This is a genomic window from Mesorhizobium sp. M1169, assembly GCF_040318345.1.
In the GTDB taxonomy this organism is placed as follows: domain Bacteria; phylum Pseudomonadota; class Alphaproteobacteria; order Rhizobiales; family Rhizobiaceae; genus Mesorhizobium.
In genome coordinates, this window is the sequence record NZ_JAMYME010000052.1 from 15855 (window position 1) to 39724 (window position 23870).

The window sequence follows — 23870 nt, forward strand, 5'->3', positions numbered from 1 at the left end:
AGAAATTCCCGCCCTTGGCGGGAGGGGGTGCATTCAACGCCCCCTCCCAAGCAATCATTGGATCTTTATCACGTATTTTCTGGCGATCTCACCTTTGGAGATCACAGCGAAATCGAAATCGGGCATAACGTCTGAGAATTCGTTGAAGTCGATCGCTGATGAAGCGCCTTCGTAGTTGATTTTGCCGGATCTAAGTGCCTCTTTCCCTTCAGCGAAGCTCGAAACCTGCTTGCCTGGTGGATTGGAGATCTCTTTGATTTTTGCGTTAATAGCCATGATGTCAGCATTTGGGCCGGCGGCTTCTAGTGCCAAGGCCAGCACGATAAGCATGTCCCACGCTGCCGCAGCCATGATATTATTTGCCCCAGACTCCTGCACGGCCTTGCGGTAAGCAGCATCGTAAATGCTGAACGCCGTCGAAGCTTCATTGGAGATCGAGTTCACCACCATTAATCCTTCGCTGGCTTCCGGGCCGGCCGCTTTGATCAGATCTGCACTTACGGCATGCCCCGGAATAAGCCACTTCTGCGTTTCTCCCGTCTCAAACCACTCACGAATAATAATCGTTGTGTCCGTGACATAGGACCCCATGACGATGACGTCAGGCTTTGAAGCAAGAACCTTCTGAAGCTCGGATCGATAGCTTGGCTGGTTCGGCTCGTAGACTACAGATTCGACTACCTTGTCGGCCTTCTGCTCCCAAGCTTTTTTGAAACCTTCGACGATGCCGATACCTGAAGCATTGTTGTATGCCATCGTCGCTGGCCGTTTAAAACCTTCTCGCGCACAAACTTCGGCGAACGCCCTGCCGAATCCGTCGCCTGTTGTGTTAAATCGATATACCAGCTTCTTCGGATTCACCTTGGGACTAGTTATCTCCGGCGCGCCACCGAAGGTCATAAAGATAGCGTTAGCATCGTTCGTCAGCGGAATTGTTGCAAGCGCAACACCCGAAGACCAAATTCCGATAAGGGCTTGTACTTTATCGATCTCGAGGAGCTTTTTAGCGGCAAGCACCGCAGCTTGAGGCTGGCTTTGATCGTCTTCAGCCAAGATCTCGAGTTTGCGGCCACCGGCTCCGCCCGCAGCATTCACTTCTTCAGCCGCTGCAAGGATCATCTTTTGCATGCCGGTTCCGTAGGCCCCGCCCACGCCGGTAATCGGGTTCAAGGCGCCGATGCGGAAGGTATCATTCGATTGCGCTGCTACACCTCGCATAGAGGCGAACAACGTCGCGCTAGCCATGGCTGCAACTACTTCTCTGCGATTCAACATGGAGCAAATCCTCTGGTTTGGGTTGCTTAGGCGTTATTTCCGGTCAATTCCTCTTTACGATCACCCCCTCGCGCATAATAAGCGACATGTGCTGTCCTTGACGGGTCAGTAGAGAAAGGTCGTCGAGTGGATTGCCATCAATGACGATAAGATCGGCGAAGGCGTCGGGGGCTACCGTGCCAATCTTTCCTTCCATGCGGACAAGTTTTGCTGCCACCGATGTCGCAGAAGCGATAACTTCATGAGGCGGAAGTACGCTTCCACGGATAACGAACTCTTCCGACTGATGGCGCTGCAATTCCCCAAGAAGATCGCTGCCATACGCCATGGGCAGGCCGGCGTCCCTCATGATGGTTAGAGACTCCATTCCCGCAGACCGGATGACCTCTACTTTTGCAAGTGAATCGGGCGAAAAGCCAACGCTGGCGCCCTCGCTGGCGAGCGCTTCGAAAGCTACGAGTGTTGGAACTGCAATGCAGCCTTGGTCCACTGCGTATTCTGCCGTGTCCGGGCGGATCAGGTTACAGTGCTCCAGTGAATGGACGCCCGCTTCGATCGCCCGATGAATCGCTTCATCCGTGTATAGGTGGGCCGCCACATAGGTGCCAGCATTCTTGGCTTCCTCTACCACAGCTAGCAACTCCTCTCGAGAGAAGCCAAGAAAGTGGATCGGATCCGTCGGTGAGGCAGCTCCACCATTCGCCATGATTTTGATGAAGTCGGCTCCGCCTTTGATCTCCTCGCGAGCTGCGCGCCGAATCTCCGGGACCCCATCGCAAACGCGGCCGAGGGCGCCGAGCGGGAAGCCGTACTGCACTTCTGGTCGACTGTTGAAACGGCCGCGGAAATCCGCATGCCCACCAGTTTGGCTTAGAGCCTTACCGGAGATCACAAGGCGTGGAGAGAGGAAGATCCCCTCGTCTACAGCGCACTTGAACCCGTAATCAGCTCCTCCAGCATCACGAACAGTCGTGAAGCCCCTCATAAGCATGCCGCGCAATACGAGCGTGGCACGTGCGGTTACCAAGGAGTCAGGCAGCTCCGCATTCCTTGCGAATGACGCGCCTGCTGCGATCGTATGAACGTGGCAATCAATCAAACCTGGCATCAGGACCTTACCAGTCAGATCGATCGTCTCGTCTGCGGAGGCGGAAATGTTTTTGCTGACCTCCCGTACCTTGCCGCCTTCGACAAGCACCTGAATTGGCTCACTAGGTTCGGCCGCGCTGCCGTCGACCAAGCGCGCATTTTTGAGCAAGTAGCTTTTCATCATGACCACCTTAGTTGAAGCACCAGACAGCGCTGGGGCTGAGGAGAAACCTATTCGAAACTGAATTGAACTAGACGCGAATCACTTCTGTTCATGGACATTGGTGATCGCCGAATGGCCCAGTCGTTCAGAACGATAGAGGGATCGAACTTCATGGCTCGCTCCGTCAGCTGGCCAGGAAACCGGTGGGAATCGGGTCGTCTCCTTCCCAAACGGCCGAAAACGCGCTGACGTGGGCCATGCCGCGCACCTCCAGGATTGTGGCGGCCGTCCTTACTCTGCCCCAGGTCTAAGATTTTGGCAGCGAAGGGAACTCCAAGGATATTCTCGGCCTGGTAGGAAGGCCCCTTCGCGAGTTTGCCGCGGCCGTGGGGTTGCGTAAGCCGCGTGGAGGTCCCAATTCCGCAAGGCGAACGGGCAAATTTGTTGTCGGCAAGGACCACTAGGTGACGCGCACCCCCTTTGATCGCCCGGTAGGACAGTACGCTGTCCACCAGCGGATGGCCGCCCGCTGCGTTGATCGCTTCCTTGATGGCCATACCGGTGCGGCACCAGCGGCTCGCATGCATGATGTCGAACGGAAGATCGACCTTGTCGTCATCTACCAGAGGGTAGGTGATGCCGCTACAGGAGATGTCGTAGCTCACGGTGCCGACGCCCTCGCGCTCGACGGCAACGTCGGCGGCAGGCACATAGTAGGGTAGGCTGCGGAGAACGACAGCGCTGAGGCGACCGGCTTCAAACGCGCCGTTCACGTGAAAGATGCCCGCCGGCGTCTCAATTGACATCCCGTTCTGCTCGAAGCTAGCAGGCAAGGCGCAGACGGCTGCCAGACTGGCGATGTAACCGATCGTGGCATGACCGCACATATCAGCGTAAGAATGGGAGGAGACAAAATACAGCCTCGGGTCCGCTACACGGGAGGGCAGGGGCACCGCCGCCGCCATGCCGGCATGCCGGCGCGGTTCGTGAAGCGACGGCGCCCTCAAACCATCATTGCGGCTCCGGAAATCGCCTCGGTGCTCGCGGACTCCCTGTCCCCGCAGAGGCGGGATACCCGCCGCAATTACGGGCGTCGGGTGCCCGGCGGTCTGGGAATTAATGACGGCAGAAAGACGGCTCGCATGCATAGCTGTCGATCTCATTCCCATTGAGTTATCTCAAAACTTAAATGAACTATATCATCAAAAGAGAGCGGCACAAGACAATTCTTTGTTGCCCGTTCTGTGGTGGGAAAGTCAGGGTCGGCGACCCATCGTAAGACCGTCTGTCCGCCTCTGCCGGTGAGGTGGCTCGCCCTACACTGAGTGCGTCCGAGGGTTGCTCGGGCGGGCCGAGCCCATCGTCACCAAGAGGACGAGCGTTGGCGGAATATTGGGTTGCTCCATCCTTGATACTGAGGAAGCCTGGGATAGGCCCAAAAAACGAACCCGAGACGCTGTCTCGCTCGCCCGACTATGCGCGCCGGCGATCTGACGCGGTGTGGGCTCCCGATGAAGGCTACGAGTCCATACGGGATCTCCTCCGAGCACGAGCTGCGACAATTGCCAGCAGGTGAGCGCATTCATGCTCAAGCCCGGCCGTAGCTAACGGTTGTAGCGGTAGCGTAGCCGTCGTGGTGGCCCTCGATGTACTCGTCCACAGAACCTGCAGCGTCACATCCTTGCGCTTCCGCTCCCGGTGGACCTGCGCGCAGTTCGGCTCCGGGGCGCGACGATGGCCAGTCTTCGTGCCCGCTAGGTTGGCCGGTCGATGTACGGTGGGTACCGGCCCTTCACGACGATGCGCCATTCATCGCTTGGCCGCGGCATCTTTCCCGGCGGACCGCCTTCACCGGTGGCGGCACGAAGACGGGTTGTCCATAGACGAAGGCACCGGCATAAGCGGGGATTCTTCAGGATTGCCGCCACCGCCGAGACCGTCGCTCGTGCTCGGTGCCGTTTGCCATGCCCATCGCGGCGCGGCAGAGCCAATGGCCACGATCGTTCATCACAGGCATGATCTTGTGGCGACGGTGCGGAACTTCAGGAACGTCTCAAACACAAGCCAAGCCGCTCCTGAACGGCGAAATCTGAACCTTTGACCACCACCCCGCTTGGATCGCGCACCAAGCCCACCTGCAGCGTGAGTGCAAGCTGGCCGCGCTCGGCTTTGGCAAGCAGACCGGCCGCCAGTCGGCTTCGGATCGTATGCAGCTCAAGCGCCGAGATCGTACCCTTCAGACCGAAAAGGAGGCGACCATTGGCGCTGCTGGATCATGGACGGCATCGCGATCAGCAGTGAGGCAGCCGCGCAGGCCGCAGATATCCAAGAGCGGATACCAATCGGAACAATTGCGAGCCAGCCGCGTAAAGTCTACCCAATCTCGCTCAGGCCGACCCGACCATTCGGGATCTTGTCGCGGTGGCGGAATGTCTCGAAGGTCATGACCATAGACGCACCAGAAGCGTATGGGCGGCGCTGTCACCAGCTTTGCGGCGTTAGTGCCGCCATCCTGTTCGTCAGGGCGCGGCCACATCGGAATCAGCGGCCCGCCCATGGCCGCCGCCTTGGTCTGCGACGTCGTCGCGCGTCAAACGTCTCGAGTGTCCTGCTCTCTCCATATCGCTGCGATAGAGCAGTTATTGCGCCTAGACGCTAAATTTGTCTTGCGCTGCGCCGCATAGATGGTATGGTGCATTTGCAACAATGATATGCATCAATTGAAAGAATGGAGAGTGCGGGCGATCGGCGGCGACGACAACCACGAATTAGTGGCTGTTTCCGACCGATTCAGATGCGCCTTAAAGGGTCACACTGGTCAACCTGATGAGCCGGCCCCGCTGCGTTGTCTTACAGCGACATTCTGAACGTACTAACCGGGACAATGGAAAGGATCGATCGTTACGATCATTGAACGAGTCATCCTCGTTAAAAGGAAATTGCAGCTTGAGACTATGAGGCTAGAAAAGATTCGCGGGAGGAGAAACCATGAGCGATTCTGAAGTCTTTGCTAGAGTACTGAAAACAATCAATTTCGACATAGTCCCAGAAAAGACCGCACTGGTGATCGTCGACATGCAATATCTGGACGCCCATCGGGATTACGGCATGGGAGCAGAGGCCAAGCGTCTTGGAGTGGCCCATCGGTACGAGTACTATTTCCAGCAGATCGAACAGGTAGTCATTCCAAATACACAAAGACTGCTCGATGTTTGCCGCAATGCCGGGGTCCAGGTCGTCTATCCACGCATCGCATCCCTCGTGAAGGATTGCCGTGATGTCAGCATCGAGCACAAGAGGCTGAACTTGCTTGCTCCAGCGAACTCTCGCGAAAGCGAGATTCTCGACGAAGTCAAGCCTTTGGAAAACGAGATCGTGCTGACCAAAGGCGCTTCAGGGGTGTTCAACTCGACCGCCATCGATCAGATCCTTCGAAATCTCGGCGTTGATACGCTGATCGTCACTGGTGTGAACACAAACTATTGTGTCGAAACGGCGGTCCGGGATGCTGGCGATCGCGGCTACAACGTGGTCCTCGTCAGCGACGCATGCGCGGCAATGAGTGAGGAGCATCAGCGTTTTGCGCTTGAGATCCTGCAGGCCGCCTACTGCGTTGTGAAAGATACAGACCAAGTTGTTCAGGAGATACAGGGGAGGGGTTCGGATGGTCGTCAATGTCTAGAGAAAATAGAGTCGGCTGATTGGATCAACCGAATGTAAACCTAAGCCACAACACCGGATTAAGGGAGGAGATAAACCAATGCGGTTTTTTGCGGTGAGGAAATATGCGTTACGCCTAGGCCTTCTGGCCGCCAGTGCGATGGGGCTGTACGCGTATGCTCAAGCTCAAACAAACGAAGTAGGCACGACGGTAGGTTTCGTTACAGAACTCAGTGGGAATATAAGTCTCATTGGTGAAGCCGGACTGCAAAGCGCTCAATTGGCGGTTGACGAAGTCAATGCGGCCGGTGGTGTGCTTGGGGGCAGGCTGGAGTTGAAGGTCGCAGATGATGGCAGCGATCCGAACCTCGCACGCCAAGTCTGGGAAAAGATTGTTTCAGACGGGGTGGACGCAGTTATCTTCCGAGAAACCTCTGCTGCTCGGGTCGCGGTTCTGCCCGTGGCAGAGAAGGCAAATATCCCTGCGCTCTACGCCAATGCTTACGAGGGTGGGGACTGCCGACCCATTCTCTACACCGTTGGCGAGATTGAGCCCCAGAAGTTGGTACCTTATCTTGAGTTTTTGAAAAGCAAGGGCGCCTCCAAGATCTTCGCCCTGTTTAGTGACATCAACTATGGACGCATCGTAAACGAGATGATCAAGAAGGCTGGCCCGGAACTTGATCTCGCAATTGTAGCAGAGGAGTTCACCCCCTACAATACGACCGACTACAGCCCGATCATCACCAAGATCCGCAACTCTGGCGCCGACGCTCTCCTTTCGGGATTGGGCGGCGGTCCTGACAACGTCGCCTTCTTCAAGCAGGCGCGATCATCTGGCCTTATCCAGTCTTTGAAGGTCGTCGGCAACTTTTCGCTCGATGATAATACTCTCGCGGCCGTCGGCAGTGCTGCTGAAGGCACATACATGGTTGCAAGCTACTTCATGACGGATCCAAGCGAGGCGAATCAGAAATACCTTTCTGCGCTTAAGGCGAAGTTCGGCAGCAATATGAAGGCCCAGGGAATCTATTCTGAGCCGTCCTATGATACGGTGCACCTTTATGCTCTGGCCGTTAACAAAGCCGGAACAACAGAGACGTCAGCGGTACTCAAGGCGCTGTCAGAAGTCGAGTTCGATGGCAGCCCAAAGGGCAGAATTCGCTTGACGCCAGACAGGCATGCGGCAATGCCGGTGTATATTGCACGGGCGACGGCGGAGGGAACTTTTGAGGTCGTGGAGTCGCTCGGCGTGCAGCAGCCCCCGAACCAGTGCGATCCCCAGCCGGCATTTGGAATGCCGAAATAGGTCAGCTAACCTCAGTCAGGCCAGCCGTGCCTGTGCGGCTGGCCCCCTCCTGGACCGAACTGCAAGGATAGATCATGCTCGAGCATGCCTTGAATGTCGTCACCACGGCCAGTGTCTTCTTCACTGTATCCGTCGGGCTCCTCATCGTCCTAAGCATCATGGGTGTCGTGAATCTTGCACATGGTGCGTTCCTGACTATAGGCGGCTATGCCGCAGTCGTTGTGTCGCAGAACGGCTGGAATCCCTCGCTCTCTCTCCTACTCGCTCCAGCCGTCGGTTTCATCTTAGGTCTGATTGTGGAACTGCTTATGGTGCGCAGGCTTTACGGGAGGCCCCTTGACACGATTCTGGCAACATGGGGCTTGGCGATCATCATTATACAAATCATTTCGGATCAATTTGGTCGATCTACTCATTTCGTCGATCAAATTGTTTCGGGTGATCCCTTCCAGATCGCCGACGTTTTCGTATCCCCGTACAAAATCTTCACAATCGCAGTCGCGCTGGCGCTTGGGATCGGTTTGACACTGATTGCCCGATACACCGACGTCGGCATGATCGCGCGCGCGGTCATTATGAATCCGGCTTTGGCACGGACCCTTGGCATAAATACGAGCCGCGTGAATTCAATTACGTTTGGCCTCGGCAGCGCCCTTGCGGCATTTGCCGGCGCAGCCATTGTACCGATGTCCAGTGTGGACCCGAATATGGGTACACCCTGGGTGGTTACAGCATTCATGGTGGTCCTGGCTGCTGGAATCTCGTTACCAGCACTGCTGCTGAGTGCCGTGGGATTGGCCGCAGCGCAAGTGCTGGCGACCTACTTTGTGGCTCCTGTCGTGGGGAGCCTGCTCGTGATCGCAATTCCGGTACTGCTGCTACGTCTCTTTCCGGACGGTATCAGCTCATTTCTAAGAACGCGCTAGGAGCCCGATTGATGCCCGCGGTTGATCGTCCCTCGGATACACCTGCTTCGCCACTGCGGCGAATATCGTGGTCGCAAATTGGGGCTGTCTTCGCCTCCTTCGTTGTGTTGGCACCCAGCCTGGTTCTCGGCGGCTATTCATCGGGACTATTGGTGCAGGCCTTCATTTTTGGGACGGTGGCACTTATCACCGACATTGTCTGGGGGTTCTCAGGAATCCTTACGTTCGCTTCGGCAGCGATGTTTGGCATCGGTGCGTATTCACTAGGCATGCTGTTCGTCCACGTCTCACCATCCCCTGCAACAGCAGCAGCGGCACTGGCCGCGGCCATGATTACAGCAGGCTTGCTGAGCGCGCTGATCGGGTGGCTCGCATTCCACAGTCGGACGAAACTTTCGGAGTTCTATGTTGCGGTCGTGACATTGGGAGTTTCCGTCCTGTTCGGGCAGGCTGTGCTATACGGTGGCGTAGCCACTGGAGGCAGTAACGGCCTGAGCGGCTTTACCACGATCTCGCTCAACAATCAGAGCTGGTATGTGATCGCCGGCATCGGCCTGTTGGTTTTTGGTGGTGCCTCACTCAGAATCGTAGGCAGTGACTTCGGTCTTGTCTTGAAGGCGATCCGGGACAACGAAGGCCGGTGCCGCTACATCGGTATCAGAACACCCCTGATCAAGACGGTGGTGCTTACCGTCTGCAATGCGCTTCTCGCGGCTGTCGGTGTATTTTATTCCCTCTATACGACAGTTGTGGCTCCCTCGCTTTTCGGGATGACGGCTGCGACGAATGTTCTGATCTGGGTTATTCTGGGCGGCCGAGCCACCATTATTGGACCAGCACTCGCCGCGATCCTTATTACCGTCGCCACGCCGCAACTCACCACGACCATTCCATTGTACTGGCAGGGGCTGCTTGGACTGACATTCGTTCTTGTAGTCCTCTTCCTTCCGCGTGGCGTTTTGCCAGCTGTATGGGACGGCATCAAGTCGGCTTTGTCCGTGGTTGGGCATACGAAGTTCATGGGAAACACCGATGCGGGTACAGACACATTGTTCGAAACACGGCCGCCGGCAATGTCGAGCATCACAGGCCAGACGGTGCTCGACGTGTCGAACGTGTCGAAGGCGTTCGGCAGCTTCCAAGCGCTCACAGATGTGTCTCTCACAGTGCAGCGTGGTGAGCTCTTGAGCATCGTCGGTCCAAACGGTGCCGGAAAGACCTCGCTCGTCAAATGTATCACTGATGGTGATGAGAGATCCTCCGGAGCCATCCTTATCGATGGCAAGTCGATTGAGCATAATCCGCCTGAGGTCATCATGAGACTAGGCGTCGGACGCAAGTTCCAGGCCGCAAGTATCTTTGAGGCCCTTACGGTTGGTGAATGCCTCAAAATTGCCACCTGGAAGGGCGTAGTCCCGAGCGTTTGGAATCGACACACTAAGGTAATCCTTCCTCGTGGTGCAGCGGAGGTCGTGGAGTCCCTGGGGCTGAAGCATGTCTGGAATACCCCGGCGAAAGACATCAGCCATGGCCAGAGACAGGCACTTGAGCTGGCAATGGTTCTCGCACTGGAGCCCAGCGTCCTCATTCTGGATGAGCCCACGGCAGGTCTCACGACGCATGAGAGGTCTATGGTCGGCGACGTCCTGACGCGGCTGGTTGCAACAGGTCAGCTGGCGATCATTCTGATCGAGCATGACTTTGAGTTCGTTAAACGGATCAGCACGCGCATTATCGTCCTTGTTAACGGGCAGCTTGTCGCAAACGGGAACGTCGAGGAAGTCTCGAACTCTGAGATCGTTCGCAATGCGTATCTTGGCCGGTCACACAAGGAGAAATTGAAATGAGTTCGGTCCTGAGCTGTGACCATCTCCATTCGGGATACGGCGCAGTCGAAGTGCTGTCCGACGTCACGCTGAAGATCAGGGTCGGCGACATCTACGCTCTGATCGGAAAGAACGGGGCGGGAAAGACCACCCTGCTGCAAACCATTTTGGGCGTTCTGAAGCCGATGGCGGGCAGCATCAAGGTTTTTGAAGACGAGGTCGCCGGTATGCCGACGCACCGGATCATAACGTCAGGGGTCGCCTGCGCTCCTCAGGAGAAGGCATTCTTCAATGATCTAACTGTGGACGAGAATCTTCGGCTTGGTAGCCTCTCATTGAGCAAGGATGAGTTTAGCAGTGGTCGGGATCGTGTGATCGAAATGTTCCCCTTCATTGCCAATCGATCGCGCCAGCGCGCAGGGACTTTGAGCGGCGGTGAGCAGGCGATGGTCAAGGTTGCACGAGCCCTTCTACCCAAGCCCAAGCTTGTTCTCCTGGATGAGGTGACGGAGGGGCTTCAGCCGCTCACTGTTGATCGGGTTCGACACGTTCTCATGCGTGATCACGCCGAGCGGAATACCACCATCTTGGTGGTTGAGCAGAACGTTGACTTCGTAGCCGGATTTGCCACGCGTTATGGCCTGATGGAGCGAGGGGATATCCGAGCCGAAGGCAGCTTCGCTGAGGCAGGTGCAATCGATCGTATCACCGAGCATCTGAGTATTTGATAAGTTCATGATAAAGAGCGCCACAGCGTTGATCGGTTGATCGTGATATCCGTGCCGATTTGACAATGAAGAAACGGCGTGGGCCCTCGTGCCGATTGCCGAAATGCGAGCGAATTGGTCGGTATCGTTCAGATAGCCTGCTCGATCGTTCGTCGTCCTCGATGATGCTCACTGGCGCGCTCGCGAGGCGCTAACACTGCAGGGACGTCGCGACAGCAAATCCGGCAACTAGAGCAGGTCCTGTCATCGATGAATCGATTGTGATGTGACGAGGGCGTTCGCGGATGAGGGTACGCCTCCGGCGAGGCTTTCGATTACCCACATCGTCGGCGGGCCTATTGCCGCGTATGAATCTGCTGTGATTCTGTCCGTGACGCCGAATCACGGAGGCGTCACGGATGCGAGACAAGACCAGCAGCAGCGAAGCCGCTTGGCAGGAAGAGCTTTGCGCGGCGGCCCTTCCCGACAAGCGCCTGGTCCGCCGCCTGCAGCGGTTGCTGGATCAGCTGTCAGCAGCGCCGGGCAAGCCGATCCCGGCCGCCTGTGGCGACTGAGCAGCGGCGAAGGCGGCCTACCGCTTCTTTGACAACCCGCGTGTGACCGAACACAGCGTTCTCGCCGGCCATTTCGCCGCGACTGCGGCCCGCGTTGCGGCGAACGAAGGTCCGATCCTTATCCTGCAGGACACGACCGAATTTATCTACAGCCGCGCGCAGCCGGGCAAAATCGGCTTCACCAAGACCATCAACGCCGGGCGCTACAAGGCTGGGCAGCCCAACGTGCTGACCTTGTGCGGGGTGCTGATGCATTCGAGCCTGGCCGTCACCCTCACCGGCACGCCCCTCGGTCTGACGGCAGTGAAGTTCTGGACCCGAACGAAATTCAAGGGAACGCTCGCGCTCAAGCGGCACATCAATCCCACGCGCGTGCCGATCGAGACGAAGGAGAGCTACCGCTGGCTGGAGAACCTGCGTCAGTCCATCGCGCTCGTGGGCGCGCCCGAGCGCTGTGTGCATGTGGGTGACCGGGAGAGCGACATCTACGAGCTCTATTGCACCGCGCAGGACCTTGGTACCAGCTTCCTCGTGCGGGTGCAGACGAACAGGCTCGCCGAGCGGCCTGCCGATGCTGGCCCACACGATCCTGCGAATCGCGTCTTTACCCAACTTGCGGCGGCGCCCTGGGCGGGACGTCATCGCATTACGATCGATCAGGACGAGACGACCTGGCTGCGGGTGAAGTTCGCCGCCATCAACACATTGCCGCCCGTGGGCAAACAGAAGCGCTACAGTCCGCAGGTTCTGACATACATCCATGCCCTCGAAGAGGATCCGCCGGCCGGTCGCGAGCCGATCGACTGGAAGCTGGTAACCAACCTGCCGGTCGAAGATCTCTCCGTGGCGGTCGAGAAGCTCGGCTGGTACGCTCTGCGCTGGAAGGCGGAGGTGTTCCACAAGCTCATGAAGTCCGGCTGCCGCGCCGAGGAGGCGAGGCTCGAGACCGCAGAGAGGCTGGCGAAGTTCCTCGCTCTCATCGCAGTGGTCAGCTGGCGAATATTCTTCGTCACTATGTCGGCGCGCGCCAAGCCAGACGCCGCGCCCGACAGCGTTCTCACCTTCGCCGAGATCACTGCGCTCGACCAGATCGACGCCGCCCGAACACGACCGCGTCTCTAACGGCCCACGCTCGCCGCCTACCTGCTGCAAATCGCCATGCTTGGCGGCTATCTCGCCCGCAAACATGATCCGCCTCCCGGCAACATGGTCGTCTGGCGCGGCATGACCCGCTTGCACGACATCGCCTTCGGCATCTCTATTGGATCAAGCCGACGATGTGGGTAATCGAAAGCCGGCGAGGGCCGCCTTGCGCGAGCATGGCACGATAGCGAGCTGCGCTCTTAAGGTTGTCCTTACGAGCGTAGTTAGCAGCAGAGCATGAGCCATGTGACGTTATTGACCAGGCCTGAGCGTCGTCGTCGTTGGAGTGAAGAGGATCAGCCCAGCATCTCGCCGGCGATCCAAGCCAGTTTGGTAACGCATCGGCAGGCTCCCAGATCGTCAGCATCCCCGGAAGGTGTCGCCGACACGGCGTTTCACTATCCTCCTCTTGAAATGGATCAGCTCAAGTTTCGACTGAACCGTATCATCTTCACAAGGCAACGCAGCGGACAAGCTTCGTCTGGAGCTGAATCTTTTATAGCAGCGATCTGGCGCGCAGGAGCGCCGCGGTGTTCGTCCCGCGACGAGGTTGCAGACTAGGGAAGCGGTCAGAGTGCTCCGCTGATGGGCCCAGGCTGCGAGGAAGATGGCGTTTGCGATCAGACAGACACTGGGCGGGGTGCGGGGACTGGCCAGCTTGCCTAGCGGGCGAATGGAGAACCTTATCGTTGCGCGTCGCTGGACTCCTGCGCACCATATCACGTGTCGTAAAGGTAAGCGGAAGGTTGGTCTTGCGCTGCCCATACAAATGATATAATCCATTCGGAAAATGCCATATTGCAAAGTGGGAGCAACGGAGATTTCAATGAATCTTTGGATAAGAGCAATTGCCGCGGCCGTGATTGCCGCGACTACATTGTTCGGCTCGGCCTTCGTGCCTGCACGAGCCGAGAATCCCTCGTTGGTGCTCGATCGCATCAAATCCAGTGGCAGATTGAAGTTTCCGGTTATGCTCGCGGAGGAGCCGGGCTACATCAAGGATCCCCGCACCGGCGAATGGAGCGGCTTTTTCGTAGACTGGGGAAAGGATATCGCTGGTCTGCTGGGCGTTGAGATCGAATACTATGAAACCACGTGGGGCAATCTCGCCGCGGACTTCCAGGCCGGCAAGATTGATCTCGCTGTGGCACTGAACCCAAACCCTCGCCGCGGTCTCGTCGTCGACTATGTACCAGGTGCTATCGTCGAGGGCATTTGGGCGCTCGTTGCCCGTCCTGGCTTCGAGCCGAAGACTTGGCGCGAGATCGACACGAAGGAGGCCAGCATCGCGGTGCAGAAGGGCGCCGCTATGCAGGTCATCGCCGAGTCGGTCATTCCTAACGCCACCATCGTCGTCGTTCCCACGCGCGATCAAGCTATTCTGGAACTTCAGTCGGGCAAGGTTGACGCTGTGATCATTGCCGACCAGGACGCCGCCTTGCTTCACTCCAAGGGCATCGGCAAGGCTGTGGTACCCATGCCGGTGCTGCGCAACCCGGCGACGATCGGCATTCGTCGCGAAGCCGGCAATGAGGGGTTCTCCAACTTCCTGGCGAACTGGATGTCACAGCAGAATTCCCTGGGTCTCGCCTGCTCGAGAATCACCCGTTACATGCTCGAGCGTGGCATTGACATGAAGGTAGTTCCCCAGTCCGGAAAGTACTGCTGAGCATGCGCTCGAGCCGCCTCTTCACCGTCATCGACAGCCATACCGCAGGGCACCCCACCCGAACGGTCACCGCAGGCATTCCTCCGTTGCGCGGGCACAGCGTGCGCGAACAGCGGGACGATTTCCGCGCGGTCCACGATGGGTTGAGGAAGCTGCTGCTTCACGAACCGCGCGGGCATGCCGCCATGGCGGCGGCTGTGCCCGTGCCTTCCCGCGAGGCAGATCAGGGGCTATTTTTCATCTTCTCGTATGCCTACGCCGACATGTGCGGCCATGCCACGATCGGCTACATCGCTAGCCTGGCCGCTATGGGTGCGCTTCCTGCAGGCTTCGAACCAAATGGCATGTCCATCGAGACGCCGGCGGGCATCGTCCACGTGACCGGTACCTTCGAGGCCGGCCGGCTGACCTCAGTAGTGCTGCGCAACGTGCCCTCCTACCTCGCCTCTGCCGATGTAACCGTCGAGGCCGAGGGCCTCGGCACGGTGACCTGCGACATCGCTTATGGCGGCATCCTGTATGCCCTTGTCGATGCGAACCAGATCGATCTTCCCTTCGGCATCGACCACGCCAGCCGTTGGTGTCGCGCCGGCATGGCCATTAAAGAGGCGCTTAACGCCGCCAGCGGCCATCCGCAGGTCAGCAGCGTGCTATTCCACCAAGCTATCGAGGGCGGCGCCCGCCATCTGGTAATTTTGGCAGGCAACAAGTTCGACCGTTCGCCCTGCGGCACCGGTACCTCTGCGCGGCTGGCCCAGCTCCACGCACGCGGAGGGTTGGCGATTGGCGCGCCCTATCGGGCCGAGAACATCCTCGGCGTGCCCTTCACGGCGAAGGTCGCGGAGTTGGCTCGGGGCAGTAACGGCCAGCCCGCCGTGATCCCGGAGGTGCGCGGCATGGCACATATCAGCGCATTTTCCACCCTCGTGCTGGAAGCGGACGATCCGCTGCCAGCCGGCTTCCTTCCCAGCTGAAGGGAGAGCAATATGAAATTCGACCCGTCCATCGTCTTTGAGAATTGGGACCTCCTGGCCTTTGGCCTGCTCATTACTCTGAAATACACGGTTTATACCTGCGCCATCGGCCTCGCGATCGGTCTCTTCGTGGCGCTGCTCCAGCTCGCTCCCTGGCGGCCAACGCGCTGGGCCGGCCGAGTCTGGGTGGAGTTCTTCCGCAACATCCCGCTACTGGTGTTGCTCCTGTGGATCTATTACGCCCTGCCGATCTTCCTTCAGATCGAGATCGGCAAGGAGACAGCCGGCATTCTCGGCCTCGGTTTTTACGCCAGCGGCTTCTATGCCGAGATCCTGCGAGCTGGGGTTCAGTCCATCGACCGCGGCCAGACCGACGCCGCCGTGGTGCTGGGCATGGGCTACGCCCAGCGCATGAAGCGCATCATCCTGCCGCAGGCTCTGCGTCGCATGGTGCCGCCACTTATGGGCCAAACCATCATGCAGCTCAAGAACACCACGCTGCTCTCGGTCCTAACCATCCCCGATCTACTCTACCAGGCGGGCTACATTTCCAGTTTCACCTACCGGCCAATGGAGGTCTACACAGTCATCGGTGCCATCTTCATCCTCATCCTGTTCCCCCTCAGCGCCCTTTCGCGCCGGCTGGAACGCAAGGAGGTCGCGTAAATGACCGCTACCTCCACGGAAGTTGTACTGAGCGCACGCGGTATCCAGAAGTCCTTCGGGAAGCACCATGTGTTACGCGGCATCGATCTTGACGTCCACCGCGGGGAGGTGGTCTGTCTGATTGGCGCCAGCGGCTCGGGTAAGACGTCGCTGCTGCGCTGCTTGAACCTGTTGTTGGAACCCGACCAGGGCGAGATCGTCATCGAAGGCGCGCCTCTTTTACGCCGCTTTGGGACCGAACGGCTGAAACTTTCCAATGCGCAGGTCAGCGCGGCACGCGTCAAGACCGGCATGGTGTTCCAAAACTTCAACCTGTTCCCCCACCGCACCGCGCTGCAGAACATCATCGAAGCCCCGCTGGTGGTAAAGAAGGTGCCCCGCGCCGAGGCTGAGTCACAGGCCCGCAAACTCCTCTCCCGCATGGGCCTTACTGACGCCTGCGATAAATATCCGTCACAGCTGTCGGGCGGCCAGCAGCAGCGTGTCGCCATCGGCCGCGCCCTTGCCATGCAGCCCACCATCATGCTGTTCGACGAGCCTACATCGGCACTGGACCCGGAACTGATCGGCGAGGTTCTCGCTGCAATCCGCCAGCTCGCCGCCGACGGCATGACCATGGTAATCGTTACGCACGAGATCGGCTTGGCCTATGAGTTGGCCGATCGGGTGATCTTCATGGACCAAGGGTTCATCGCCGCCAGCGGCGACCCGCGCGAACTCCTGCTGTCGGTCGCCAATGCCAGGCTCGCAGCTTTCGTCGGGCGTTTCACGGAACAGGCCCGCCTTCTCAGTCCATTGGTGGCGCCAGCAGCCACACCTCGAACTCTATCTCCAAGCAAAGGATGACAGACCATGGCCGATGTAAACTGGGGCGGCATCTTCCCCGTTCTCGTCACCCCCTTCGGAGCAGATGGTTCCATCAATGAGATCCGGTACAAGGAGCTCATCGACGATGCCATCGCCAATGGCGCGCAGGGCATCGTAGCGGCTGGCAGCACCGGCGAATTCTATGCCCTCAGCAGGGCCGAGCGCGCGCGCCTGTACAAACTGACGGTTGACCATGTGGCAGGCCGTGTGCCCGTGCTGGCCGGCGTCGCCGACCTGCGTGTCGAGGATGTGCTGGAAGCCTGCCAGTCCGCCTTTTCCGCGGGCTGCGCGGGCGGCATGATCCTGCCGCCCATCTACGCCATGCCGAGCCCACGGGAGATCTTGGCCTTCTTCAATTATATCTCCCGCAATACGTCCCTGCCACTGATGCTCTACAACAGCCCGCGCCGTGCAGGCATCGACATCACCCCGGCCCTGGTGGAGCAACTCTCCATCCTGCCGACCGTGGTGGCCATTAAGGATAGCTCCGGCATCATAACTCAGGTGAGTGAGCTTGTGCAGCGCGTGGGTGACAAGCTCCGCGTGTTCGTCGGCTACGAGACCATGATCGTGCCCGCCCGCGCCGTTGGCGCCCATGGGGTCGTCGCCATGGCGCACCAGATCGCCGGGCCCTTGATCCGCGATTTCTGGGACAAGGCGCTCACTGGTGATAGTGCCTTGGATGACCTCGGTCGTGATGTCTTCGCCCTCTACCGGTGCTTCCAGTCGGGGGCTTACTACGCGGCCATCAAAGAGACCATGAGGCAGCTTGGCCGCGATGCTGGTGGCCCGCGCTTGCCGCTGCTGCCGCTGGCAGAGGAACAGAAAACAGCCATCGCGAAGATCATTGCCGACGCCGGTCTTGGCCGTTGGGCCACTCCTAAGGAGAGATGACATGCATTTGATTCTGAATCCCTCACCTCCAAAAGGTCAACGTTCTCATGGTGGAACCCACCAAGGAAGACGTTGAGGTTCGGATGTAGAGGTAACCAGCGGCCCATGGGCAAATCACTGCACGCAGGCTGAGACCCGCTGCAACGTCAACGACGGGCTTCAGAACTAGCTCGGCACAGAGGATTTGTTTCGGTGGCCGCCATCCACTGGCGTCTGAGCGCATGTAATCGGTCTAAGGAAAAAAATATGTATACAAAACTGGCACTCCTTATCGACGGTGAATGGATCGAAGAGACCATTTCCGGGAGCGAAACAGTTCTCAATCCTGCCACAGAAGAGCCTCTTGGCACGCTGCCGCACGCCGGAAGGGCAGAGCTAGACCGAGCGCTCGCGGCAGCAAGCCGCGCCTTTGAGAGTTGGAAGCGCACCTCGCCATACGAGCGGGGTCAGATCTTGCGCCGCGCCGCTGACCTGATGCGCCAGCGTCTGGACCATATTGCTACGGTACTGACGTTAGAGGAGGGCAAGACATTCGCGGAGGCCAAAGGTGAGATCACCGTCGCGGCGGAGTTCTTTGACTGGTTCGCAGAAGAGGGGCGGCGCAGCTATGGCCGTGTCATACCGGCGCGCCTGCCCGGTATGCGCCAGACGGTCACACAGGAGCCGGTTGGCCCGGTCGCTTGCTTCACGCCGTGGAACTTCCCGGCGGTGACGCCCGCACGCAAGATCGCTCCAGCCCTTGCCGCTGGCTGCACTTGCATCATCAAGCCGGCTGAGGAAACGCCGGGCACCACTTTAGAACTGGCGAGGGCACTTACCGATGCGGGGCTGCCGAAAGGCGTTCTGAACGTGGTCTTTGGCGTACCGGCAGACGTCTCCGAGTACCTCATTCGCTCACCGGTGATCCGCAAGATCTCCTTCACGGGATCGACCCCGGTGGGACGCCACCTCGCTCAGTTGGCAGGAGAGACTCTGACACTTGCTACCATGGAGCTGGGCGGCCATGCGCCCGTGATTGTTGCGAAAGATGCCGACATACAGCGCGCGGCTGAGCTCTCCATGGCCATCAAGCTCCGCAACACTGGCCAGGTCTGCACCTCCCCGACACGTTTCTTCGTCGAACGTCCGGTTTATGAGGAATATCTCAGCCACGCTCGTTTGTTCGTAGAGAAGCAGGTGGTGGGCGACGGCCTTAGGGCAGGCACCACGGTCGGCCCGCTGGCGAATACCCGCCGCGTCGCTGCGATGGACGACCTTATCGGCGACGCCCTTGCCCATCAGGCACGACTCATCGCCGGAGGCGAGCGACTCGAGGCTCCCGGGCTGATGTACAAGCCTACCATCTTGGCAGACATTCCAGACCAAGCAAGAGCCATGACAGAGGAACCCTTCGGCCCGCTTGCGCTGATACAATCTGTTGATGATATAGAACAGGCGCTTGCGCGCGCGAATGCTTTACCTTACGGTTTGGCCGGATATGCCTTCACCCGCTCCTCCGCGACGGCCAACCGTATTGCAGAGGAATTGGAGGTCGGTGTTATCGGAGTTAACCAGATGGTGGTGACGATTCCAGAGACCCCCTTCGGCGGAATCGGCGACAGTGGCTGGGGCCGCGAAGGCGGCGTCGAGGGTCTGGAATCTTACACCGTAAGAAAGTATGTCGGCCATCTACATGTCTAGGGATCAGATGGGACGGTACAGGAGCGCGGGTGATGAGCTTGGAGGGGACGATTTCAGCCTGGCGGCCAAGGGAGCTCGTCTCCGAGGGCCCGCGCTACCTTGCCTTGGTTAGTGCCCTCGAGCAGGATATTGCCGTTGGCCGACTATCCGACGGTGACCGCTTGCCAGCGCATCGTGACCTGGCCCGAGAGCTCGGTCTTTCTGTTGGCACCGTCAGCAAAGCCTATCAGGAGGCCGAGCAGCGCGGGATCGTTAGCGGCCATGTCGGGCAGGGTACGTTCGTCCGTCGACGTTCTGCCGTCCGGAACGGCACGACGGTAGGATATGAACCAGTCAATTTGGCGCTCAACGTTCCGGCAAAGGGAAGCGAAACGCAGCTTCTTTCCGCGTTGTTCGGGGATGTGTCGCGCGAGCGTGAGCTTGCACCATTGTTGGAATACCACCCCCATGGCGGCATTTTTCGCCACCGCGAAATCATCGCCGAGTCGCTGTGCGATAGCAGCTTCTCTATCGAGCCAGAGCAGCTATTTCTTTGCAATGGCGCCCAGCACGCCATCGATATCACCCTGCGCTTGGTGACAAAGCCTGGCGACAGCGTCTTGGTCGATGCATTCACCTATTCTGGCTTCAAGGCTATCGCTGCAGCCAGCCATCTCAACCTGATCCCCGTGGCAATGGACGATGAGGGAATAGACCCAGAGGCACTGAAACAGGCCTGTCGAGCGTCCGGCGCGCGTTCACTCTATTGCATGCCAACGCTCCAGAGCCCAACGGCACGCACCATGACCCTTGGCCGGCGCCGGCGCATCGCTGAACTGGCCGAGGAGCTTGATCTCATCGTAATCGAGGATGACGTTTACGGCTTTTTCTTTCCCGAGCGTCCTCTGCCGATCGCCACGCTGGCACCGGACCGCACCTTCTACGTCACGTCCTACTCCAAATGCGTTGCGCCTGGCTTCCGGCTCGGGACATTGACTGTCCCGACGGCCTACATTGCTCAGGCCGAACTCCTCCTGCACGCCTCCGCCTGGTTTGTGGCTCCGCTGCTTAGCGAGGCCGTGGTACGGCTGATTGAAAGCGGCAAGCTGGAAGAGCTGCTTCGTGAGCGGCGCCGGCAGGCGATCGAGCGTTACCGTGTGTTCCTTGACGTCTTTCCCAATGCCCCAAAATTGCAGTTCCCAGCCTTCTACGGGTGGCTGCCGTTGCCGAAAGAATGGTCGGCCGATCAATTTACCGCCGCTGCGCGAGTGCACGGCATTCTCGTAACACCACCTATTGCCTCGGCGGTAGGTGCGGTTCACCCCGCTGCAGTCCGTATCTGCCTTGGTGCGCCGAAGAATCTCGAAGAACTCTCTACTGTGCTGCAGATTCTGCGCGATATCCTTGCTCGCCGGCCAGCAAACGTCGTTTCCGTCGCGTGACCGAGCTCGATCGCATAGAAGTATCTACGCAGCCTCAATTAGGAAACTCAACTCCAAGAGACTGGCGAGCCAGCCTTGGTTAATAAGTCGATGAGCATCTGTATTCAACAAGGACCTGCGCGATGAGAAATGCACTTCCGCCGAGCGATGAAACGCGTCAGACCTCAGAAACGTCTTTTGAGATGAAGGCGAAAGAAATCCTCGAAAGGGCGATGCTTTCCCACGAGTGGGACGTTCCACTTGCAGGTGCGGCCACCGACGCCGCGGAGATGAACCATGTGGATCTTGCATATTGGTTTTACAAATTGGAAAGGCCGACGCTCAAAGCCGAAAGCAACGTGCCCGATGCCCTATTTGCGAACGACAAATCCGTCGTCCGACTGCCTGCTGGTTTCAAGCAAGAGAGTGCGCTTACATTAAGTGCTGCAGGAGACTTGATGCCTATGGACGGGATTGAGGCTTCCACTAATATTATCTACGAAAAGGTTAGAGACATCTTGTTCGATGTCGACATCTCGTTCGCAAATCTGGAGGCCCCGGTAACAAAGGAAAAATTTGACAGTTGCCCTACCCAAAACTGCGATCTCCCGAAGGGTCCAATTTTGCGAAATTCTTTCGCTATGTTTGATGCTCTGGTCCGACATAATGACAAAAGCTTCGACGTGCTCAGCGTTGCGAACAATCACAGCTTCGACTTGGGAGTTGAGGGCATTGAGACCACTCGGCAGCTCATTACAGCCAATAATATCGTTGGGATCGGAACGCCAGAGAGCCCGGCGGAGTATGGGCGCGCGCATATCATTACGAAAGCAGGTATCAAGGTCGGATTTATATCCGCCACCTTCAGCCTAAACGACCGCAACCCACCAGTGAACGAAAGCTATCGCGTTCATACGGCCAGGCTCGTTTCAAAATACGTCGAGCCTGAATTCGAGTTGTTAAACAAGCAAATCGGGGACTGCAAAAGGGAAGGTTGCGACTTCATTGTTGCCTCTCTACACTGGGGGTACGAATTCGAATTTTTCCCGCGAACCAAGCAGATCGAAACCGCCCATGCTTTGATTGAACAGGGCGTCGATTTAATCTTGGGGCATCATCCCCATGTCATCCAGCCGGTTGAATATTATCGCACAAAGCGAGATCCGAACCGCACCGCAGTCATCGCGTACTCTTTGGGTGGTTTGACCTACGATGAATGGAACGCTGCGCCTCATTTGTCGCTAGGCTTGGTTCTGAAAATGAAGCTGTCGAAAGGCATCATGGACGGCAATAGCCGCACTTTCATTGAGAACATAAGGCCTGTCCCGGTATTCCATCAAGCGTTTCATCAGGGCGCCAGAAGGGTTGTGCGTATAGAAAAGCTCGAGGATCACTTGACCGAAGAGGGATCTCATGAAGAGGATCACGAATTCAAAAGGCGTATGAATGAAATGAAAAGATATGCCGATTTGGTTTTGGCTAACTCTATTTCTTATTAGAAATGCACTGCTCTCCGGGCCAAATGGGCGGATGTCGCAACGCTCGACGAACGCAAGTCGCTCGCCCGCAAGATGCAGAAGGTGTACTGGAACTGCGTTGGGAACGGTTTTTTGCGCCAATATTTCAGCCAACTGCGCCGCAAGACGCTCACTGGGCTCATCGGCATGCCAGATGTACTCCCGATGTGGAACATGCAGGAGGCCGAAGCCTAATGGCTGCCTACATCGTTCGAACAGGCGCGACGCAGGACGCGCGAGGAATGGCTTGCCTTAATCCCGGACAGCCATGAAGGCTATCTCAGTTGGGAGCGGGCAGAGGCCATCCGCAAGATGGTCAGCGACAATGTGACCACGGGCCGGCATCACGGAGCGCCTAGGCATGGCGACGCGCTGCTGGCCGGTCTTGTCCGCTGCCGGCGCTGCGGCCGCTTGCGCTCGAACGATTTGACCGACTGCGTCTGCGCCGCCGCTTTCTCGGCCGCCGGCTCGTCCTCGGTGGCTGACGCCTCCAGATCCTCCAGTTGCAGTTCCATCTGCGCCAAGAGCCGTTCCTTACGCTCCGAGCGGCGGCCGTAGAGTTCGCGCCGCAGCTTCTCGATCTCCAGCTTGAGGTACGCGATCAACGCTTCTGTCGAGGAGCACGCGCCGCAACGGCCTCCGCCTCTAGGCGCGTGGCCCGCTCGGCGAGATCATCGCATGGGCGCTAGCAAGGTCGGACGGAAGCGTATCAGGGACGGATTTCACAGGCGCGAGCGAATCACATCCTCCCTCCGGGCGAAAACGCCTCCTCCAAAATCTGGCGCCGTTCCTCCTCGCTCCGACGGCGCCGACGTTCGGGGCCCGTGAGCAACGCGATCTGACCCATCAACCACTCCTAAGTGCGCTCTTAAGAGCACACTTAAGATCAGTCGTTCATCATCCACACAAGGCGCGACACGCCGGATGGATACTCAATAGAAAGCCATCGCAGAAAATAAACTAGGTCTGTACTACTGCCGCTTTAGCAAAATTCAGGCAGTCAACATTAATACACTCAACGAGTACAGCCGAATCGACGAAGACGGGTTACAACCGGCGAGTTCTTTAACCCGAATGCAGGAGCCGCAACGTAAAAACCGGATAGCGTTCAGAAGTTGAACGCCTGAGGCGTCCCTGCCGGGACGTGAGCCGAGCCACGCCGCTGCTGGGGTTGCACCGGTGTCTCAGCGACGTGGGTCGTCCACATTGAAGGCTCGTCCTGCGAAGCTCCATCATGCGGCGACTCCTGTCGACCGCGAACAACAACCGTGCACCCGGCAGCGTCGTCTCTATCCAGTAGGTATGCAGTAGGTGCTTGACGCCCCACTCGCGATTAGACAACCACATCAATCTCGGCTCGCACAAGGGCAAGGCCAAACGCCATCCACAAGGCCGACGCCAAATTCTTCTTCCTGCCGAAATACTCGCTCAGCGTCGTCTCTATGCAGTAGGTATGCAGTAGGTGCTTGACGCCCCACTCGCGATTAGACAACCACATCAATCTCGGCTCGCACAAGGGCAAGGCCAAAC

General features: G+C 58.2%; 18 protein-coding genes and 3 pseudogenes. 16 read left to right on the plus strand and 5 right to left on the minus strand.

The features are described from left to right. Positions 1-54: 54 nt before the first annotated feature. From NKH41_RS30415 to NKH41_RS30425, 3 genes are read right to left on the minus strand one after another with little or no spacing between them, the layout of a single operon-like run. The gene (locus tag NKH41_RS30415; RefSeq protein ID WP_352935337.1) at positions 55-1275 is read right to left on the minus strand and encodes an ABC transporter substrate-binding protein; all 1221 of its coding nucleotides are present in this window, start codon (positions 1273-1275) and stop codon (positions 55-57) included. 43 nt (positions 1276-1318) lie between these two features. Continuing rightward, positions 1319-2545 (minus strand): metal-dependent hydrolase family protein, encoded by a 1227-nt coding sequence (locus NKH41_RS30420; protein ID WP_352935340.1) that lies wholly within the window; start codon positions 2543-2545, stop codon positions 1319-1321. A 50-nt stretch (positions 2546-2595) separates the two neighbouring features. Continuing rightward, positions 2596-3696 carry a proline racemase family protein gene (locus NKH41_RS30425; protein ID WP_352935343.1) on the minus strand — a complete coding sequence of 367 codons (1101 nt, stop codon included), beginning with the start codon at positions 3694-3696 and terminating at the stop codon, positions 2596-2598. A 227-nt stretch (positions 3697-3923) separates the two neighbouring features. Between NKH41_RS30425 and NKH41_RS34280 the strand changes: the two are divergent. From NKH41_RS34280 to NKH41_RS30500, 16 genes and pseudogenes are all read left to right on the plus strand, one after another. After that, positions 3924-4129, plus strand: a pseudogene (locus NKH41_RS34280) (IS110 family transposase); the annotation flags it as partial. 1386 nt (positions 4130-5515) lie between these two features. Continuing rightward, positions 5516-6247, plus strand: coding sequence for a cysteine hydrolase family protein (locus NKH41_RS30430; protein WP_352935345.1), 732 nt, complete (start codon positions 5516-5518; stop codon positions 6245-6247). 40 nt (positions 6248-6287) lie between these two features. Then, the gene (locus NKH41_RS30435; RefSeq protein ID WP_352935348.1) at positions 6288-7496 is read left to right on the plus strand and encodes an ABC transporter substrate-binding protein; all 1209 of its coding nucleotides are present in this window, start codon (positions 6288-6290) and stop codon (positions 7494-7496) included. 74 nt (positions 7497-7570) lie between these two features. Continuing rightward, positions 7571-8422, plus strand: a complete 852-nt coding sequence (locus tag NKH41_RS30440) for a branched-chain amino acid ABC transporter permease (protein ID WP_352935351.1) — start codon at positions 7571-7573, stop codon at positions 8420-8422. A gap of 11 nt (positions 8423-8433) precedes the next feature. Then, a complete protein-coding gene (locus tag NKH41_RS30445) occupies positions 8434-10269 on the plus strand; it encodes a branched-chain amino acid ABC transporter ATP-binding protein/permease (RefSeq protein ID WP_352935354.1) in 1836 nt (611 codons plus the stop codon). After that, positions 10266-10976, plus strand: a complete 711-nt coding sequence (locus NKH41_RS30450; RefSeq protein ID WP_352935357.1) for an ATP-binding cassette domain-containing protein — start codon at positions 10266-10268, stop codon at positions 10974-10976. The genes NKH41_RS30445 and NKH41_RS30450 overlap by 4 nt, the downstream gene beginning before the upstream one ends. A gap of 398 nt (positions 10977-11374) precedes the next feature. Beyond that, a complete protein-coding gene (locus NKH41_RS30455) occupies positions 11375-11530 on the plus strand; it encodes an IS4/Tn5 family transposase DNA-binding protein (protein WP_352935360.1) in 156 nt (51 codons plus the stop codon). A 24-nt stretch (positions 11531-11554) separates the two neighbouring features. Then, a pseudogene (locus tag NKH41_RS30460) lies at positions 11555-12652 on the plus strand (IS4 family transposase); the annotation flags it as partial. Positions 12653-13598: 946 nt separating this feature from the next. Beyond that, a complete protein-coding gene (locus tag NKH41_RS30465; protein ID WP_352935388.1) occupies positions 13599-14342 on the plus strand; it encodes a transporter substrate-binding domain-containing protein in 744 nt (247 codons plus the stop codon). Positions 14343-14344: 2 nt separating this feature from the next. Next, positions 14345-15316 carry a proline racemase family protein gene (locus NKH41_RS30470; RefSeq protein WP_352935363.1) on the plus strand — a complete coding sequence of 324 codons (972 nt, stop codon included), beginning with the start codon at positions 14345-14347 and terminating at the stop codon, positions 15314-15316. Between the two features lie 12 nt (positions 15317-15328). Then, positions 15329-15982 (plus strand): amino acid ABC transporter permease, encoded by a 654-nt coding sequence (locus tag NKH41_RS30475; RefSeq protein ID WP_352935365.1) that lies wholly within the window; start codon positions 15329-15331, stop codon positions 15980-15982. Further along, positions 15983-16828: an amino acid ABC transporter ATP-binding protein gene (locus NKH41_RS30480; protein ID WP_352935367.1), complete on the plus strand. Its 846-nt coding sequence runs from the start codon at positions 15983-15985 to the stop codon at positions 16826-16828. Between the two features lie 6 nt (positions 16829-16834). Further along, positions 16835-17743: a dihydrodipicolinate synthase family protein gene (locus NKH41_RS30485; protein ID WP_352935370.1), complete on the plus strand. Its 909-nt coding sequence runs from the start codon at positions 16835-16837 to the stop codon at positions 17741-17743. A 246-nt stretch (positions 17744-17989) separates the two neighbouring features. Then, complete coding sequence (locus tag NKH41_RS30490) at positions 17990-19423, plus strand: NAD-dependent succinate-semialdehyde dehydrogenase (RefSeq protein ID WP_352935373.1); 1434 nt, start codon at positions 17990-17992, stop codon at positions 19421-19423. A 32-nt stretch (positions 19424-19455) separates the two neighbouring features. Beyond that, complete coding sequence (locus tag NKH41_RS30495) at positions 19456-20844, plus strand: aminotransferase-like domain-containing protein (protein ID WP_352935376.1); 1389 nt, start codon at positions 19456-19458, stop codon at positions 20842-20844. 122 nt (positions 20845-20966) lie between these two features. After that, the gene (locus tag NKH41_RS30500) at positions 20967-22322 is read left to right on the plus strand and encodes a CapA family protein (protein WP_352935379.1); all 1356 of its coding nucleotides are present in this window, start codon (positions 20967-20969) and stop codon (positions 22320-22322) included. A gap of 413 nt (positions 22323-22735) precedes the next feature. Here NKH41_RS30500 and NKH41_RS30505 read toward each other — a convergent pair. Next, positions 22736-22960: pseudogene (locus tag NKH41_RS30505) on the minus strand (transposase domain-containing protein); the annotation flags it as partial. 713 nt (positions 22961-23673) lie between these two features. Beyond that, on the minus strand, positions 23674-23870 hold a 197-nt coding region (locus tag NKH41_RS30510; RefSeq protein ID WP_352935382.1), incomplete at its 5' end, for a hypothetical protein.

Coding starts and splice junctions, on each gene's coding strand:
- NKH41_RS30415 (WP_352935337.1), bottom strand. CDS start 1,275: ATGTTGAATCGCAGAGAAGTAGTTGCAGCCATGGCTAGCGCGACGTTG.
- NKH41_RS30420 (WP_352935340.1), bottom strand. CDS start 2,545: ATGAAAAGCTACTTGCTCAAAAATGCGCGCTTGGTCGACGGCAGCGCG.
- NKH41_RS30425 (WP_352935343.1), bottom strand. CDS start 3,696: ATGGGAATGAGATCGACAGCTATGCATGCGAGCCGTCTTTCTGCCGTC.
- NKH41_RS30430 (WP_352935345.1), top strand. CDS start 5,516: ATGAGCGATTCTGAAGTCTTTGCTAGAGTACTGAAAACAATCAATTTC.
- NKH41_RS30435 (WP_352935348.1), top strand. CDS start 6,288: ATGCGGTTTTTTGCGGTGAGGAAATATGCGTTACGCCTAGGCCTTCTG.
- NKH41_RS30440 (WP_352935351.1), top strand. CDS start 7,571: ATGCTCGAGCATGCCTTGAATGTCGTCACCACGGCCAGTGTCTTCTTC.
- NKH41_RS30445 (WP_352935354.1), top strand. CDS start 8,434: ATGCCCGCGGTTGATCGTCCCTCGGATACACCTGCTTCGCCACTGCGG.
- NKH41_RS30450 (WP_352935357.1), top strand. CDS start 10,266: ATGAGTTCGGTCCTGAGCTGTGACCATCTCCATTCGGGATACGGCGCA.
- NKH41_RS30455 (WP_352935360.1), top strand. CDS start 11,375: ATGCGAGACAAGACCAGCAGCAGCGAAGCCGCTTGGCAGGAAGAGCTT.
- NKH41_RS30470 (WP_352935363.1), top strand. CDS start 14,345: ATGCGCTCGAGCCGCCTCTTCACCGTCATCGACAGCCATACCGCAGGG.
- NKH41_RS30475 (WP_352935365.1), top strand. CDS start 15,329: ATGAAATTCGACCCGTCCATCGTCTTTGAGAATTGGGACCTCCTGGCC.
- NKH41_RS30480 (WP_352935367.1), top strand. CDS start 15,983: ATGACCGCTACCTCCACGGAAGTTGTACTGAGCGCACGCGGTATCCAG.
- NKH41_RS30485 (WP_352935370.1), top strand. CDS start 16,835: ATGGCCGATGTAAACTGGGGCGGCATCTTCCCCGTTCTCGTCACCCCC.
- NKH41_RS30490 (WP_352935373.1), top strand. CDS start 17,990: ATGTATACAAAACTGGCACTCCTTATCGACGGTGAATGGATCGAAGAG.
- NKH41_RS30495 (WP_352935376.1), top strand. CDS start 19,456: ATGAGCTTGGAGGGGACGATTTCAGCCTGGCGGCCAAGGGAGCTCGTC.
- NKH41_RS30500 (WP_352935379.1), top strand. CDS start 20,967: ATGAGAAATGCACTTCCGCCGAGCGATGAAACGCGTCAGACCTCAGAA.